Origin of the sequence: Gordonia sp. 852002-51296_SCH5728562-b (assembly GCF_001665475.1) — a bacterium.
In the GTDB taxonomy this organism is placed as follows: domain Bacteria; phylum Actinomycetota; class Actinomycetes; order Mycobacteriales; family Mycobacteriaceae; genus Gordonia; species Gordonia sputi.
This window is the reverse complement of the sequence record NZ_LZMI01000091.1, coordinates 1-12,752: the sequence shown is the minus strand read 5'-3', so window position 1 is coordinate 12,752 and position 12,752 is coordinate 1. Positions and strand designations below refer to the sequence as shown.

The following is a 12,752-nucleotide window of genomic DNA, read 5'->3' as shown; positions in this document are numbered from 1 at the left end:
CGATGGTGACCCGGTGGGGAAGCTGCGCAACATCTGCGGGTGGTGTCGTCGAGACGCCCGGGGCGGTACGTACACAACTGTGACGTCAGCGGGGCGCGGCGACAATTATTGTCGTGCCCTCGCGCTGACGACCGGATTGTGTACGTACCCGGCGGGCGCCGCGCGATGTCGCCCGGGGTCAGTGATCTCGCGAGGTGGAGCACGCCTACTTCTCGCGCCAAAGTGCCCAGATCAGGGCTATGGGCTACGCCGCGTCGCGCGAATTTTCACTGGAGAAGGCCGTCGATGGTGACCCGGTCGGGGAGCTGCGCAACATCTGCGGGTGGTGTCGTCGAGACGAACTCCGCAAGTGCAGAGCCGAGCGCTCCCGCGTGATGGATGGGGACGCCGTCTAGTCGGTCGTCGGAGAGCAGCGTCGTCGGGTCGGTGTCGTGGCGGTGAACGGCTGCGGCGCCGAGTAGGCGGCGCGCTTGTGCCGGGTCGGTGTCCCAGAGGGCGTCGGCGGTCAGCACGTAGAGGCGCAGCGCGCGTGCGTAGTCGGCCAGGTGCACCAGTGCCCAGGCCCAGTGCTTGGCGACGTCGACGGTGTCGGCCTCGCCGCGGCCGTGGGTGTGCACGTACTTGCCGTAGAGCTCGTGGCAGAGCGGGTTGGAATCGGCCCACAATTCGAGTGCTGACATGCAGCGCACACAGTCGTGGACGTTGGCGAGGTATGACACCGAATACGGGCCCTCGCGTCGTGAACGCATCTCGCGCAGCACCGAGAACTCGGCGAGGGCGTGGTCGTACTCGCCGGCGGCGTAGAGCGACTCGGCATCCTGTTGCATTTCTGCCAACATCTCCACAGTTTCCCTGATCGCGAGTCGTCGCGTGCCGTCTTCTGCGATTCGCTCCTGCGCCTATCGTGGAGGTGTGAGCGACGAAAACGAATCCATCATCGAAGGTGACAGCGAGTACGCACTCGACCCCGACGATCAGTTGCAGCCTCAGGACTCACTCGACGACCGCGGCGTCGACGACGTCCTCGACGAGGGGTACTCGCCACCCGACTACGAGCCCAAGGCCGCGATGCGCGGGCTCACAGCATCAGAGATGCGCGAGGGTGAGTCGCTCGACGAGAAGCTCTCCGAGGAAGAGCCCGACCCGTGGCAGAAGGACGACCCGATCGACGAGATCGAGCGCGACGAGCACCCCGATTGGCAAGCGCACGAGAGTGATTCGAGTCCCGAGTTCGTCGAGGACGACCAGGTGGGCGACCGACGCGCAGGCCGACTCCTCGCACCCGATCAGGGTGGCGTCGTCGACAACGAAGCCGAGGCCGTGGCAACCGACTGCGGAATCGACGGAGCGGGCGCGAGCGCCGAGGAAGCCGCCGTGCACGTGGTCGACGAGGGCGAAGACGCCGCCGACGCCGAGTGGGAGGACGAGGCCGAGGGGCGCTGAGCGCTTCGGTCAGGGGTAAATGTCAGACCCCTGTGCTGGACTGGATGCAGGAGCACGCAACCGCCTGGTCGACGCCAACCGCGTTGACAGGGTGCGCGGCCCTGGCAACGATGGTGTTGTCGGCGAGTGATCGTCTGATCGCTTGTCCCGCGACGAACAGCCACCGGAGGTATTCCAGTGAGCATCACCAATCGCATATCCGCTGAGCAGGTTTCGGCACCTGCCACAGACGAAGCGTCGAGAACACGGCGATTCCTCGATATCCGCGCACTGACAGATCAGTTGTGCTCGACGCTGTCGGCCGAAGACCAGACACCGCAATCGATGACCGCGGCCAGCCCCACCAAGTGGCATCGCGCGCACGTGACCTGGTTCTTCGAAGAGTTCATCCTGCGCAACGATCCGTCGTACGTGGTGTACGACGAGACCTTCCGCTACCTGTTCAACAGCTATTACGAGACCGTCGGCGAGCGACACCCACGACCCGACCGCGGGCTGGTCACCCGCCCCGGTATCACCGACATCACGCGGTACCGCGAATACGTCGACGCCGCGATGAGTGAACTTCTCCAGCGCGGCGACTACGACGAGTCGACGCTGGGGCTGCTCGAGCTGGGCTTCAATCACGAGCAGCAGCATCAGGAGCTGATCCTGATGGACCTCAAGCACCTGTTCTCCACGCACCACTTCGATCCCGTCTACGTCGACCGCCCCGCCGACGAGCAGGGCGAGCCTGACGCCCTGACATGGCGCGAGGTCGCGGGCGGCGTCGTCGAGGTCGGGACACCGTTCGCCGGGTCGGGCACCACGCCCGAGACCTTCGCGTACGACAACGAGGGTCCTCGGCATCGGGTGTTCCTGGAAGACTTCGAGATCGCCGAGCGTGCGGTCACCAATGCCGACTGGCTCGACTTCATCGCCGACGACGGCTACCGACGACACGAACTGTGGCTGTCGAACGGCTGGGCACATATCAACGAAACCAGCTGGCGCGCACCGGGTTACTGGTCGTTCGACGACGGCGAGTGGACGACGTTCACGTTGTCGGGGCGTCGACCTGTCGTGTGGGATGAGCCCGTCGTGCACGTGTCGTTCTACGAGGCGGATGCCTTTGCGCGGTGGGCGGGGGCGCGGCTGCCAACCGAGTTCGAGTGGGAGTACGCAGCAACGGGCGCGCCCAGCGTGCCCGGAGGGCCGAACCCGGCAGGCGTCGGCGGCGCGCGTGGGGAACTGCTCGATCCGGCACGATGTCATCCCGGACGCGCAGGCTCGGCGATGATCGGCGACGTGTGGGAGTGGACATCGAGTGCCTACCTGCCCTATCCCGGTTTCGCGCCCGCGAACGGAGCCGTCGGCGAGTACAACGGCAAGTTCATGTGCGACCAACACGTGTTGCGCGGAGCCAGCGCGATCACGCCTCGCGGGCATGAGCGGGTCAGCTATCGCAACTTCTTCCCGGCCGAGTCGCGCTGGGTCTTCTCCGGGCTGCGTCTGGCCCGATGACCTCAACCACAGCCAATCCGGCCCTGGCCGCAGATGCCGCCGAGGGACTCTGGCAAACCCCGCCTGTCCTGCCGACCAAATGGCTCTACGACGAACGTGGCAGCAAACTCTTCGACGAGATCACCTTCCTGCCCGAGTACTACCCGACGCGCAGGGAGACAGCGATCCTCGCCGCGCATGCCGCCGACATCGCGTCGACGACAGACGCGACGATGATGGTCGAGTTGGGTTCGGGAACGTCGACCAAGACACGACTGCTGCTCGACGCCTTTGCCGCGCACGCCGCCGAACGCGGACGTGAGTTCACCTACGTCCCGGTCGACGTGAGTGCCGAAATGCTCGCAGGCACAGCCGAAATCCTCGCCGCCGACTACCCGTCGTTGACGATCGAGCCGGTGCTCGCCGACTTCACCGCCCCCGGACTCCAACTGCCACAGTCCGACGGGCCGAGGTTGGCGGCGTTCCTCGGAGGCACCATCGGGAACTTCGACGACCCTGCGCGCGACGAGTTCTTCTCCCGACTGTCCGAGGCGTTGAGTCCTGGTGACTACTTCCTGCTCGGCGCCGACCGCATCAAAGACACCGGCCGACTGGTTGCCGCCTACGACGACAAAGCCGGTGTCACAGCGGATTTCAACAGGAACATGATCGAGGTGCTGCGTCGCGGACTCGACGCGTCGGGGTTATTCGTCGACGACTTCGACCACATCGCCCGGTGGAACCCCAAGCTGCACCGGATCGAGATGTGGCTACGCGCGCGACGTCCGATCAACGCGCACCTCGGTGCGCTCGGTCGCGAGTGGCAGCTACCCGAAGGCGCGGAGATCCTCACCGAGATCAGCACCAAGTTCGCGCCGGAGCAACTCGCCGCCGAGCTGTCCGACGCCGGGCTGCCGGTCGCGGAGACCTGGTCCGACCCTGCCGGCGACTTCCAGGTCACACTGAGCCGCCGCTGACGCGTTGGGGCGCACCGCAACTGGGCGCGCACGGTCGGCGGTATAGAGCGCACAGTCGACCGTCTCGAGCGCCCAGTCGGCGGTGTAGGGCGCACAGTCGACCGTCTCGAGCGCCCAGTCGGCTGTCTCGAGCGCACAGCGGGCAGGGCGCGCTCAGGACTCGGCGAGCAGCTCGCGGACGCGCGGGATCACCTGTGTCCCATAGAGTTCGACGCTGCGCATGAGTGCGGAGTGGGGGAGCGTGCCGTGCGAGTATTTGAGGTCGAACCGGCTCAGGCCCAGCGCCTTCGCGGTGCGAGCGATCTTCTGAGCAACGGTTTCCGGAGATCCGACGTAGAGCGAACCGGCGGGTCCCGTCGACTGGTCGAACTCGATGCGGGTCGGTGGTGGCCAGCCGCGCTCGGCACCGATGCGCCCGACGGTGACCCGGTAGTGCGGCCAGAGTTCGTCGCGCGCCTGCTCGTCGGTCTCGGCGATATGGCCGGGGGAGTGGACGCCGACGGGGAGGTCGGTGGGCTTGTCGAGTTGTTCGAGGGCGCGACGGTAGAGATCGACGTACGGCGCGAAACGAAGCGGGTCGCCGCCGATGATCGCGAGCATCAGCGGCAGTCCGTAACTCGCCGCGCGGACCACGGACTCGGGGCTGCCGCCCACGGCAATCCATGTCGGGAGCGGTGGATTCTCCAGCTTCGGATACACCGTCTGGTCGCGCAGCGGTGGGCGCAGCGCGCCTTCCCAGGTCACCGGCTCACCCGTGCGCAGCTTGGCGAACAGTGACAGCTTCTCGGTGAACAACTCCTCGTACTGATCGAGTTCGAACCCGAACAGCGGGAACGATTCGGTGAAGGAGCCGCGGCCGAGGATGACCTCGGCGCGCCCGGACGAGATCGCGTCGACCGTCGAGAAGCGTTCGAACACGCGGATCGGGTCGTCGGAGCTCAGCACGGTGACGGCAGAACCGAGTTGCATCCGCTCGGTGCGCGCGGCGATCGCGCCCAGGACGACGTCGGGCGCCGAGACCGCGTAGTCGTCGCGGTGGTGTTCGCCGACTCCCAAGAAGTCGACGCCGACGGAATCGGCGAGCACGGCTTGGTCGAGTACGTTGCGGATCGTCTGCGCGTAGGAGATGGTGTCGCCGGAGTCGTCGACTGTCACGTCGCCGAACGTGTCGAGGCCGAGTTCGATGGTCATATGTCTCATCATGCCCGACCAGCCGAATGGTTCCGGATGCTGAGAAACCATTTTGTGGACTTGATGAATCCGCAAGCTCGCACGTACAGCGTCCGCGATTACCTGTAGCGTCATCCACGGCCAATAAGGCCGTTTCCCGCCGAGCTAGGAGAAACCGAAATGTGGGAAGGCTTCTGGAACTTCTTGTGGACGATGGTCGTGATCTTTGCGTTCGTCGCCTACCTGATCGTGTTGTGGAACATCATCGCCGACCTTTTCCGTGACCATAAGTCTTCGGGGTGGGCGAAGGCTGCGTGGGTCATCTGCCTGATCATTTTCCCGTACATCACGGCGATCGTGTATCTGCTCGCCAAGGGCAAGGGTATGCAGGAGCGCGCGCAGGCCGCGGCTGCCGAGTACAAGAAGGAATCCGACAGCTACATCCGTGACGTCGCAGGCACCTCGCCCGCACAACAGATCGCGGATGCAAAGGCGCTCCTCGATTCGGGCGCCATCACTCCCGAGGAGTTCGAGTACCTCAAATCGAAGGCACTGGCCTCGAGCTGACGGCATCGAGCTGAATTTCGACAACACGCGAAAGTGCCCGCCCCGAATTCGGGGCGGGCACTTTCGCATTCATCACGGTGCAGTGTGCGACGGTCGGCAGGGTTACGTCGACGAGTCCGGCGTGACCGCGTCGCCGAAGGGATCGTCGGTGTGGCCGACGAGGTCGTTGACCGAATCCAGGATGAGTGTGGGGCGGTAGGGATACTTCTCGACGGACTCCCGGGTGGAGATTCCGCTGAGCACCAGGATCGTGCGCATTCCCGATTCGAGGCCCGCGATGATGTCGGTGTCCATGCGGTCGCCGATCATCAGGGTGTTCTCCGAATGTGAGCCGAGGCGTCGAAGTGCCGATCGCATCATGATCGGATTGGGCTTGCCCACGTAGTACGGCTCGCGTCCGGTCGCCTTGGAGATCATCGCGGCCACGGCTCCGGTCGCCGGGATCGAGCCGTCGTGCGACGGTCCCGTCACGTCGGGGTTGGTGGCGATGAACTTCGAACCGCGCTCGATCATGCGGATCGCGCTGGTGATCGCCTCGAACGAGTACATGCGCGTCTCGCCGAGCACCACGTAGTCGGGATTGGTCTCCGTCGTCACAAAACCCTTCTCGTACAGGGGAGTGGTCAGCCCAGATTCGCCGATGACGAACGCGGTGTCGCCCTGATCCTGTGACGCGAGAAAGTCCGCCGTCGCCATTCCCGAAGTCCAGATCGATTCCTCCGGAATGTCGAGGCCGATCTGCAGCAACCGAGCGTGCTGGTCGCGTGCCGTGCGGATCGAGTTGTTGGTGAGAACCGAAAAAGGAATGTCGTTGTTGCGTAATTCCGCGATGAAATCGTCTGCGCCGGGAACGAGGTGATCCTCGTTCGTCAACACGCCGTCCATGTCCATGAGAAACGTCCAGCCCATGGCCTCACCCTACGGTGAGCTTCGGGACGTTTATCGCGAGATGTAGCGGACTGTTATTGGTCCGCTACCTCTCAGACGATTCCCGTTCACGCACGTCGGACGTCGTTGTCGACACGCCACAGCGGATTGACAGGGCCGTGTCCGGCTCCGAGAGGATAGGCCGAGCGCAGGCCGCGGGTAACCCACTGCTTCGCGAAATCGATGGCGTCCGGCAAGGCATATCCGTGCGCGAGAGCGCACGCGATCGCAGCTGCAAGCGTGTCGCCCGCGCCGTGATCGTGCGGCGTGTCGACGCGAGCGGTCGCGAATTCGAGGAAGTCGGTGCCGTCGTACAGCAGGTCGGGACTGAGCGAACTCGAACGCAGGTGGCCACCTTTGACCAGTGCCCACTGCGGACCCAACCCGTGCAATTCGACGGCTGCCTTGCGCTGCGACGCAGCGTCGACGACCTCGATGCCCGTCAGCAGTCGCACCTCGTCGAGGTTGGGTGTGACGACCGTGGCGAGAGGAAAAAGTCTGCGCCGCAACACGTCCAGCGCATCGTCGGCGAGCAGCTGATCGCCGTGCATCGACGCACAGACCGGGTCGACGACGAGCGGGGTGTCGCCGCCACGGCCGATACCGCGTTCCGCGCAGGCGTCGGCGACGGCGTCGATGATCGGTCCCGACGCCAGCATGCCGGTCTTGACGGCACTCGTCCCGATATCGGTGACGACACTGCGGATCTGCGCCGAGACGATCTCCGGATCGATCTCCTGAAAGCCGCTGACGCCCACCGAGTTCTGCACCGTCACCGCGGTGACCGCGACGAGTCCGTGTAGTCCGAGCAACGCGAAAGTTCGCATGTCCGCTTGGATTCCGGCGCCGCCACCGGAGTCCGAACCCGCGATGGTCATCACCCGGACGGGTGTGGCCCCCGGTTCGGTGGTGGGCAACAGTGGTGTCGTCATGATCTGCTTGCGGCTCCCGATGTCGCATCGATCGGCAGGTAGACGCGGTTGCCGGCGTCGGCGAACTCGGCGGACTTCGCTGCCATCTCCTGCTCGATTCGTCGGTCGATGTCTTCTGCTGTCACCAGATTGTGCTCCTCTGCGTACGCCCGTACGTCGGCCGAGATACGCATCGAGCAGAACTTCGGGCCGCACATCGAGCAGAAGTGAGCCGTCTTGGCGGGCTCCGCGGGCAGGGTTTCGTCGTGGTACTCGCGTGCCGTGTCGGGGTCGAGTGCGAGGTTGAACTGGTCTGTCCAGCGAAACTCGAAGCGCGCCTTGCTCAATGCGTCGTCGCGTTCCTGTGCTCGCGGGTGGCCTTTGGCCAGATCGGCAGAGTGGGCCGCGATCTTGTAGGTGATCACACCGACCTTCACGTCGTCGCGGTCGGGAAGGCCGAGGTGTTCCTTCGGCGTGACGTAGCAGAGCATGGCTGTCCCGGCTTGCGCGATCATCGCCGCACCGATCGCCGAGGTGATGTGGTCGTATGCGGGCGCGATGTCGGTGGCGAGTGGGCCGAGGGTGTAGAACGGCGCCTCCTCGCACAACTCCTCTTCGAGGCGCACATTCTCGACGATCTTGTGCATCGGGATATGGCCGGGGCCCTCGATCATCACCTGCACGCCATGGGATTTCGCGATGCGGGTCAACTCACCGAGCGTGCGCAGTTCGGCGAACTGTGCCTCGTCGTTGGCGTCGGCGATCGAGCCCGGACGCAGCCCGTCGCCGAGTGAGAAGGTGATGTCGTAGCGCGCGAAGATCTCGCACAGCTCGTCGAAATGCGTGTACAGGAACGACTCTTCGTGGTGGGCGAGGCACCACGCAGCCATGATCGACCCGCCGCGCGAGACGATTCCGGTTACCCGGCGAGCCGTCAGGGGTACGTAGCGCAGCAGCACGCCCGCGTGCACCGTCATGTAGTCGACGCCCTGCTCGGCCTGCTCGATCACGGTGTCGCGGTACATCTCCCACGTCAGCTTGGTGGGATCGCCCTTGACCTTCTCCAGCGCCTGGTAGATCGGGACCGTGCCAACGGGGACAGGGGAATTGCGCATGATCCACTCGCGGGTGAGGTGGATGTCGTCGCCGGTGGACAGATCCATGATGGTGTCGGCGCCCCAGCGTGTCGCCCACACCATCTTCTCGACCTCTTCCGCGATGGAACTGGTCACCGCCGAATTGCCGATATTCGCATTGATTTTCACCGCGAACGCCTTGCCGATGATCATCGGTTCGGACTCGGGATGGCGGTGGTTGGCCGGGATCACCGCGCGTCCGGCAGCGACCTCACTGCGCACGAGTTCGACGTCGACGTTCTCGCGTGCGGCGATGAAACGCATCTCGTCGGTGACGAGTCCGGCTCGTGCCCAAGCGAGTTGGGTCGACGCTCCGTCGACGGGGTCGGGACGGTGCCACTCGTCGCGGGTACGGGCAAGGCCTGCCTCGACGTCGATCACCGCGGTGGAGTCGGTGTAGGGACCCGAGGTGTCGTAGACATCGAGGTGCTCACCGTTGGTGAGGTTGATGCGTCGCTGCGGAACTCGGAGCCCGTCGACGTCGACGTAGTGCTTGGTGCTGCCCTCGATCGGTCCCGTGGTCAGGATGTCGGAGTCGACCTTGTACGCGGAATTGCTGCCGCCGGATACACGTGTGCCCATGAGATTCTCCCTACGCCGGCATTACCCGGACAGGTTCATGCGGTCAGCGGCCGCCTGCCGCCATCTCAGCCCTCGGTTACGTGAGAGCCCCCGCGTTGATTCGGTTGTGTGCGCAGTTCACTGTACTGGCTTGCTGCCGATGCGTCAGGAAGCCGGGCGTAAGCCCTACCGCCGGGCCGTCGAACGCGGTGCGTCGTAGTGTCGCATGCGCGCGTCGTCGACGTCACGTCACGTCACGCGCGGGTGAACCGCGGGCGAACGTTTGCGATGAATCCGTCTCGATACCGGTGGTCTCGTCTCAAAGCCCTTGAAGCTACGCTTCCGCAGGTTACGATGTGACTGCGATCACACACCGTCGTGCCCGGAGGGGAACCGGACGCAGCGCTCAGTGAGCTGTGTAGACGCTGCGAACGAGCCTGAAGAGGGGATGGACGAGCCATGCACCGGAAGTATCACCAGCGGCCGACCCAGTCGGCCCGATCGATCCTGCAGCAGATAGCGCAGGTCGTGCACAACCCCACCCGCGACAGATTTGAGCTATGGGTGGCGGGCGACCTCGTCGGCGTTCTCGGATACTCCAGCGAGACGGTCGACGGCGAGACAACGCTGACCGTTCTCCACACGGTGCTCTACGACGAATACACCGGTCACGGCCTCGGTACCGGCCTGACGCGCAGCGTGATCAGTTATGCCAAGGCCCAGGGCGCCCGCTTGCGCCCGGTGTGCACGTTCACCAAGCACTATCTCGACGGACATCCCGGGGTTGTTCCGCTCGCTCCCGCCTGAGAGCGAGCCGGGCCTGCCCCGACAGGCCCGGCCCGAATGAACTCAGCGCCTGCTCTGTACCAACCCGACGATCCACAGCAGGATCACTGCGCCGAGAACAGCGGTGAAGAGTGTGAACCACCAACCGCCGGACGCTGTGTCGACGAAGAAGCTGAGCAGGAATCCGCCGATCAGTGCACCGACGATGCCGATGACGATGTTCATCAGGATTCCTGATCCGCCGCCCTTGACGATCTTTCCGGCGATCCATCCGGCAATGGCGCCGATGATGATGTAGCCGATCCAGCCGACGCTTGTCGTCGTCGTCGATCGTGCGAGTACCTCGGTAGCGGCGAGAATGGTCATGATCGACTCCCTACGTCGTGGGTTCCCCGTCTGTCTGCAGGGGTGATGTCAACGTAACCCTGTGCGGCACGGTGCAACAAGCATTCGGCCACATGCGCTGTAGTGGGTCGTTTGTCTCAGGGTGGGCTGCCTCAGCGTCGGTTGTCTCTGGGTGGTTTACCTCAGAGTCGACGGTCGTCGCCGACGGTGACGACGGTGACTCCCGCACGACGCCAACGGGTGATCAGCTCGCGTCGTCGATCTGCCGAGGTTTCGAGCAGCGTCGCAAAGGTTCTGTGCGGCACGGCGACGTCGCGATAGTGGTCGCGGAAGCGGAGCTGCGACGTCGCGAACCAGTCGAAGGCCTCGCGGTCGGTGGCGAGCAGGCGGTCGGCGTCGACGATATCGGTCAGGTACCCCGCGGGACTGTCGGTGGGGCCGGCGGAGTCGTCGAGTTCGCGCATGCACTCGTCGAACGCATCGGCATTGTGTCCGAAGTAGTCGGGGAAATCCCATGCGCGCGCATAGGTTTCGTAGAGACCATTGACGGTGGTCATCGTTCGGCCGGTCACCTCGCGGTACTCGTACGACGACGGCGCGCTCGGTGGTCGGCTGCCCACCCAGAGTCCGACGGCGGGCCCCTTCCGGGACGCGGCGTCGAGGAAACGCGCCAGGGGAATGCCGGTGTCGGAGATGCTGTCGCCTCCCGCGCCTGAGGTCATCGGAGTTGGCTCATCGGTTGGGGCCTCGGATCTGGACGAAGGTGTTGTAGTGGTCGGAGGTATACCAGGCGGAACCGTCGCTTCCCGTCACGATACGTTCCGCATCGCGGCTTCTTCCCGCTTCGCGACGGTTGACGTCCCACTCGGTGTAGGTGATCCGCTTACCCGAGGACGTCTTCTTCGGCAGCCGACCCTCGAAGTTCCCGAAGTTGGTCCCGCCCTTGGTCCCCGACGCGTCGTCTGGCGGCCACTTACCGGCGTCGATGAGCGACAGCGTCTTGGTCACCTGCGCCGGAACCGATGCCGCCGCGGTCGGTGCCACCGTTGTCCGAGAGGCGGTGCCGCCCTGAGAAGCTGTGCCCGACTGCTTCTTCGACGACGGCTTCGCGGTGGATGACGTCGATGAGGCCGACTGGGCGGCGGAGTTCGAGTCGTCGGATCGGTTGATCAGCCACGTCGCTACGACGACGAGCGCGATCACGACCAGCGCGACGGCCGACACCACGGCTTGTCGACGACGCTGCGCGACCGTCGGCTTACGTGCCGACATCAGGCGATCGACTCGTAGTGAGAGGTGTGGTGCAAGGCGAATCCCCTTCTGCGATACCAGCGTCCGGCAACAGCGTTGTCTGCTTCGACCTGTACGTACGCCGACTGCGCGTCGTGCGTGATTCCCCAGGTCATCAGGCGGGCGAGTACGGCGTCAGAGATATGGCGCCGACGGTGGGACGGCTCGGTCCACAGCGCGGTGATGCCGAGCCACGCGACGCCGGACGGCGACGAGGTGACGGCTGCTCGGCCGGTCGCGATCAGCGTCCCGCTCTCGTCGACGACCGTCGCGAACGTCACCGGCCCCTGTGCCGAACCGACCACGGCGGCAACGAGATCGGTGTCTCGACCGCGGCTGTACGACTGTGCCCACCGTGCGCTCGGCGTCGGAGCGAGTTCGACGTCGAGTTCTCCCGTGATGCCGAGTCCCGTTGTCATACCTGGGAAATCATCTGTGGCACCGGGAAAGTCGTCGAGGGTGCGGGTCAGGATGTGAACCGTCGGGCTGGCCGGTTCGCCCCCTACTGTGCGCGCGGCGATCAGTCGCTCGGGCAGCGCCAGTAGGACGGGCAGGTCCCGTTCGGCGTACCAGGAGGTGAGGGCGCGCAGCGTGGGGGCGTCGGCGCGTGCTGAACGGTCCAGTGGCACAGCAGAATTCGCGCGACGGGAGAATCCTGCACCCGCACGCGCCAGCCAGCCGTCGATCCACGTCGACTCGACGCCCGGCCATGCGAGCGCCGCTGCATGCTCGAGGTCGCGAATCGCGCTGTTGCGCACCGGTTGTGCCGACAGGAGGCGAATCGACACGACCGACTCGCGGGGGATGGACTCGACCGTTCCGTCGCGTTCGATCAGCAGCGTCGAGTCGAGGTCCCCGGTATCGGGGCGTTCGGTATCGGTGCATTCGGCATCGGTGCGTTCGGTATCGGGGCGTTCCACCAGAAACCCCGTGACGTCGGACATCGTGGGCGCTGCCGTCGACGCGGGAGCCGGATTCGGTGAGTGCCGCCAGTCTGCGGGTGTCGCGTCGCCGAGCAGATACCGCACGACGACGCGGTCGCCGGGGTAGGCGTCGGTGGGAAGACGTGCAGGGGGCAGACGTGCAGGGGGAAGACGTGCCGGATCGGGACTCGAGGGTTGCTCGCTCATCGCGTGTCCCGTCGGTGGGGGTCGATG

At 65.2% G+C, this 12,752-nt stretch carries 14 protein-coding genes and 1 riboswitch; of the genes, 5 read left to right on the top strand and 9 right to left on the bottom strand.

Annotated features, from left to right (window positions below):
* Window positions 1-266: 266 nt before the first annotated feature.
* The gene (locus A5766_RS16405; RefSeq protein ID WP_231894681.1) at window positions 267-839 is read right to left on the bottom strand and encodes a hypothetical protein; all 573 of its coding nucleotides are present in this window, start codon (window positions 837-839) and stop codon (window positions 267-269) included.
* A gap of 73 nt (window positions 840-912) precedes the next feature.
* Between A5766_RS16405 and A5766_RS16400 the strand changes: the two genes are divergently transcribed.
* From A5766_RS16400 to egtD, 3 genes are all read left to right on the top strand, one after another.
* Window positions 913-1,443 (top strand): DUF5709 domain-containing protein, encoded by a 531-nt coding sequence (locus tag A5766_RS16400; protein WP_005206712.1) that lies wholly within the window; start codon window positions 913-915, stop codon window positions 1,441-1,443.
* 177 nt (window positions 1,444-1,620) lie between these two features.
* Window positions 1,621-2,946, top strand: a complete 1,326-nt coding sequence (gene egtB / locus A5766_RS16395; RefSeq protein WP_005206711.1) for an ergothioneine biosynthesis protein EgtB — start codon at window positions 1,621-1,623, stop codon at window positions 2,944-2,946.
* A complete protein-coding gene (gene egtD, locus A5766_RS16390; protein ID WP_005206710.1) occupies window positions 2,943-3,902 on the top strand; it encodes an L-histidine N(alpha)-methyltransferase in 960 nt (319 codons plus the stop codon). Before egtB ends, egtD begins: the two co-directional genes overlap by 4 nt.
* Before the next feature lie 153 nt (window positions 3,903-4,055).
* Here the strand turns inward: egtD and A5766_RS16385 are convergent, their stop codons facing one another.
* Entirely contained in the window at window positions 4,056-5,093 is a 1,038-nt protein-coding gene (locus A5766_RS16385; protein WP_005206709.1) for an LLM class flavin-dependent oxidoreductase, read from the bottom strand.
* A gap of 159 nt (window positions 5,094-5,252) precedes the next feature.
* Here A5766_RS16385 and A5766_RS16380 point away from each other — a divergent pair, with 159 nt between their 5' ends.
* On the top strand, window positions 5,253-5,639 hold the full coding sequence (locus A5766_RS16380) for an SHOCT domain-containing protein (protein ID WP_064905529.1): 387 nt from the start codon (window positions 5,253-5,255) through the stop codon (window positions 5,637-5,639).
* Between the two features lie 102 nt (window positions 5,640-5,741).
* On the opposite strand, the gene A5766_RS16375 is transcribed toward A5766_RS16380, so the two are convergent.
* The 3 genes from A5766_RS16375 to thiC form a co-directional block, all read right to left on the bottom strand.
* A complete protein-coding gene (locus A5766_RS16375) occupies window positions 5,742-6,548 on the bottom strand; it encodes an HAD-IIA family hydrolase (RefSeq protein ID WP_005206707.1) in 807 nt (268 codons plus the stop codon).
* 86 nt (window positions 6,549-6,634) lie between these two features.
* The gene (thiD, locus tag A5766_RS16370) at window positions 6,635-7,498 is read right to left on the bottom strand and encodes a bifunctional hydroxymethylpyrimidine kinase/phosphomethylpyrimidine kinase (RefSeq protein ID WP_005206706.1); all 864 of its coding nucleotides are present in this window, start codon (window positions 7,496-7,498) and stop codon (window positions 6,635-6,637) included.
* Window positions 7,495-9,195 (bottom strand): phosphomethylpyrimidine synthase ThiC, encoded by a 1,701-nt coding sequence (thiC, locus tag A5766_RS16365; protein ID WP_005206705.1) that lies wholly within the window; start codon window positions 9,193-9,195, stop codon window positions 7,495-7,497. Before thiC ends, thiD begins: the two co-directional genes overlap by 4 nt.
* Window positions 9,189-9,299: riboswitch (TPP riboswitch) on the bottom strand. (Overlaps the previous gene by 7 nt.)
* 334 nt (window positions 9,300-9,633) lie before the next feature.
* On the opposite strand from thiC, the gene A5766_RS16360 reads away from it, so the two are divergent.
* Entirely contained in the window at window positions 9,634-9,981 is a 348-nt protein-coding gene (locus tag A5766_RS16360) for a GNAT family N-acetyltransferase (protein ID WP_005206704.1), read from the top strand.
* Between the two features lie 42 nt (window positions 9,982-10,023).
* Here A5766_RS16360 and A5766_RS16355 read toward each other — a convergent pair whose 3' ends face one another.
* The 4 genes from A5766_RS16355 to A5766_RS16340 form a co-directional block, all read right to left on the bottom strand.
* A complete protein-coding gene (locus tag A5766_RS16355) occupies window positions 10,024-10,326 on the bottom strand; it encodes a GlsB/YeaQ/YmgE family stress response membrane protein (RefSeq protein WP_005206703.1) in 303 nt (100 codons plus the stop codon).
* A gap of 161 nt (window positions 10,327-10,487) precedes the next feature.
* Entirely contained in the window at window positions 10,488-11,027 is a 540-nt protein-coding gene (locus tag A5766_RS16350) for a barstar family protein (protein WP_005206702.1), read from the bottom strand.
* A 10-nt stretch (window positions 11,028-11,037) separates the two neighbouring features.
* Window positions 11,038-11,577: a ribonuclease domain-containing protein gene (locus A5766_RS16345; protein WP_005206701.1), complete on the bottom strand. Its 540-nt coding sequence runs from the start codon at window positions 11,575-11,577 to the stop codon at window positions 11,038-11,040.
* Window positions 11,577-12,725, bottom strand: coding sequence for a GNAT family N-acetyltransferase (locus tag A5766_RS16340; protein WP_082933557.1), 1,149 nt, complete (start codon window positions 12,723-12,725; stop codon window positions 11,577-11,579). Before A5766_RS16340 ends, A5766_RS16345 begins: the two co-directional genes overlap by 1 nt.
* Between the last annotated feature and the right edge of the window lie 27 nt (window positions 12,726-12,752).

Bases quoted from the DNA above. Each gene is read 5' to 3' on its own strand.
- A5766_RS16355 (WP_005206703.1), bottom strand. From the start codon at position 10,326: ATGACCATTCTCGCCGCTACCGAGGTACTCGCACGATCGACGACGACG.
- thiD (WP_005206706.1), bottom strand. From the start codon at position 7,498: ATGACGACACCACTGTTGCCCACCACCGAACCGGGGGCCACACCCGTC.
- A5766_RS16375 (WP_005206707.1), bottom strand. From the start codon at position 6,548: ATGGGCTGGACGTTTCTCATGGACATGGACGGCGTGTTGACGAACGAG.
- A5766_RS16340 (WP_082933557.1), bottom strand. From the start codon at position 12,725: ATGAGCGAGCAACCCTCGAGTCCCGATCCGGCACGTCTTCCCCCTGCA.
- A5766_RS16405 (WP_231894681.1), bottom strand. From the start codon at position 839: ATGTTGGCAGAAATGCAACAGGATGCCGAGTCGCTCTACGCCGCCGGC.
- A5766_RS16350 (WP_005206702.1), bottom strand. From the start codon at position 11,027: ATGACCTCAGGCGCGGGAGGCGACAGCATCTCCGACACCGGCATTCCC.
- egtD (WP_005206710.1), top strand. From the start codon at position 2,943: ATGACCTCAACCACAGCCAATCCGGCCCTGGCCGCAGATGCCGCCGAG.
- A5766_RS16345 (WP_005206701.1), bottom strand. From the start codon at position 11,577: ATGTCGGCACGTAAGCCGACGGTCGCGCAGCGTCGTCGACAAGCCGTG.
- thiC (WP_005206705.1), bottom strand. From the start codon at position 9,195: ATGGGCACACGTGTATCCGGCGGCAGCAATTCCGCGTACAAGGTCGAC.
- A5766_RS16360 (WP_005206704.1), top strand. From the start codon at position 9,634: ATGCACCGGAAGTATCACCAGCGGCCGACCCAGTCGGCCCGATCGATC.
- A5766_RS16380 (WP_064905529.1), top strand. From the start codon at position 5,253: ATGTGGGAAGGCTTCTGGAACTTCTTGTGGACGATGGTCGTGATCTTT.
- A5766_RS16385 (WP_005206709.1), bottom strand. From the start codon at position 5,093: ATGACCATCGAACTCGGCCTCGACACGTTCGGCGACGTGACAGTCGAC.